The following is a 2652-nucleotide window of genomic DNA, read 5'->3' on the forward strand; positions in this document are numbered from 1 at the left end:
ACGGGGACTAGCCCTTAAGTGGCTTTGAGATTAGCGGAACGCTCTGGAAAGTGCGGCCATAGTGGGTGATAGCCCTGTACGCGAAAATCTCTTAGTCATGAAATCGAGTAGGACGGAGCACGAGAAACTTTGTCTGAATATGGGGGGACCATCCTCCAAGGCTAAATACTACTGACTGACCGATAGTGAACTAGTACCGTGAGGGAAAGGCGAAAAGAACCCCGGAGAGGGGAGTGAAATAGATCCTGAAACCGTATGCGTACAAGCAGTGGGAGCAGACTTTGTTCTGTGACTGCGTACCTTTTGTATAATGGGTCAGCGACTTATTTTCAGTGGCGAGCTTAACCGAATAGGGGAGGCGTAGCGAAAGCGAGTCTTAATAGGGCGTCTAGTCGCTGGGAATAGACCCGAAACCGGGCGATCTATCCATGGGCAGGTTGAAGGTTAGGTAACACTGACTGGAGGACCGAACCGACTACCGTTGAAAAGTTAGCGGATGACCTGTGGATCGGAGTGAAAGGCTAATCAAGCTCGGAGATAGCTGGTTCTCCTCGAAAGCTATTTAGGTAGCGCCTCATGTATCACTGTAGGGGGTAGAGCACTGTTTCGGCTAGGGGGTCATCCCGACTTACCAAACCGATGCAAACTCCGAATACCTACAAGTGCCGAGCATGGGAGACACACGGCGGGTGCTAACGTCCGTCGTGAAAAGGGAAACAACCCAGACCGTCAGCTAAGGTCCCAAAGTTATGGTTAAGTGGGAAACGATGTGGGAAGGCTTAGACAGCTAGGAGGTTGGCTTAGAAGCAGCCACCCTTTAAAGAAAGCGTAATAGCTCACTAGTCGAGTCGGCCTGCGCGGAAGATGTAACGGGGCTCAAACCATACACCGAAGCTACGGGTATCACGTAAGTGATGCGGTAGAGGAGCGTTCTGTAAGCCTGTGAAGGTGAGTTGAGAAGCTTGCTGGAGGTATCAGAAGTGCGAATGCTGACATGAGTAACGACAATGGGTGTGAAAAACACCCACGCCGAAAGACCAAGGTTTCCTGCGCAACGTTAATCGACGCAGGGTTAGTCGGTCCCTAAGGCGAGGCTGAAAAGCGTAGTCGATGGAAAACAGGTTAATATTCCTGTACTTCTGGTTATTGCGATGGAGGGACGGAGAAGGCTAGGCCAGCTTGGCGTTGGTTGTCCAAGTTTAAGGTGGTAGGCTGGAATCTTAGGTAAATCCGGGATTCCAAGGCCGAGAGCTGATGACGAGTTGCCTTTAGGCGACGAAGTGGTTGATGCCATGCTTCCAAGAAAAGCTTCTAAGCTTCAGATAACCAGGAACCGTACCCCAAACCGACACAGGTGGTTGGGTAGAGAATACCAAGGCGCTTGAGAGAACTCGGGTGAAGGAACTAGGCAAAATGGCACCGTAACTTCGGGAGAAGGTGCGCCGGTGAGGGTGAAGCACTTGCTGCGTAAGCCCACGCCGGTCGAAGATACCAGGCCGCTGCGACTGTTTATTAAAAACACAGCACTCTGCAAACACGAAAGTGGACGTATAGGGTGTGACGCCTGCCCGGTGCCGGAAGGTTAATTGATGGGGTTAGCTAACGCGAAGCTCTTGATCGAAGCCCCGGTAAACGGCGGCCGTAACTATAACGGTCCTAAGGTAGCGAAATTCCTTGTCGGGTAAGTTCCGACCTGCACGAATGGCGTAACGATGGCGGCGCTGTCTCCACCCGAGACTCAGTGAAATTGAAATCGCTGTGAAGATGCAGTGTATCCGCGGCTAGACGGAAAGACCCCGTGAACCTTTACTATAGCTTTGCACTGGACTTTGAATTTGCTTGTGTAGGATAGGTGGGAGGCTTTGAAGCGTGGACGCCAGTTCGCGTGGAGCCATCCTTGAAATACCACCCTGGCAACTTTGAGGTTCTAACTCAGGTCCGTTATCCGGATCGAGGACAGTGTATGGTGGGTAGTTTGACTGGGGCGGTCTCCTCCTAAAGAGTAACGGAGGAGTACGAAGGTGCGCTCAGACCGGTCGGAAATCGGTCGTAGAGTATAAAGGCAAAAGCGCGCTTGACTGCGAGACAGACACGTCGAGCAGGTACGAAAGTAGGTCTTAGTGATCCGGTGGTTCTGTATGGAAGGGCCATCGCTCAACGGATAAAAGGTACTCCGGGGATAACAGGCTGATACCGCCCAAGAGTTCATATCGACGGCGGTGTTTGGCACCTCGATGTCGGCTCATCACATCCTGGGGCTGAAGCCGGTCCCAAGGGTATGGCTGTTCGCCATTTAAAGTGGTACGCGAGCTGGGTTTAGAACGTCGTGAGACAGTTCGGTCCCTATCTGCCGTGGACGTTTGAGATTTGAGAGGGGCTGCTCCTAGTACGAGAGGACCGGAGTGGACGAACCTCTGGTGTTCCGGTTGTCACGCCAGTGGCATTGCCGGGTAGCTATGTTCGGGAAAGATAACCGCTGAAAGCATCTAAGCGGGAAACTTGCCTCAAGATGAGATCTCACTGGAACCTTGAGTTCCCTGAAGGGCCGTCGAAGACTACGACGTTGATAGGTTGGGTGTGTAAGCGCTGTGAGGCGTTGAGCTAACCAATACTAATTGCCCGTGAGGCTTGACCATATAACACCCAAGCAAT

General features: G+C 52.2%; 1 rRNA gene. It reads left to right on the forward strand.

Features of this window, described 5'->3' with window-relative positions:
• A 23S ribosomal RNA gene (locus K5E37_RS29260) occupies window positions 1-2636 on the forward strand; the annotation flags it as partial.
• Window positions 2637-2652: the final 16 nt, after the last annotated feature.

Source organism: Pseudomonas sp. RIT778 (assembly GCF_019718735.1).
Classification (GTDB): Bacteria; Pseudomonadota; Gammaproteobacteria; order Pseudomonadales; family Pseudomonadaceae; genus Aquipseudomonas; species Aquipseudomonas aphyarum.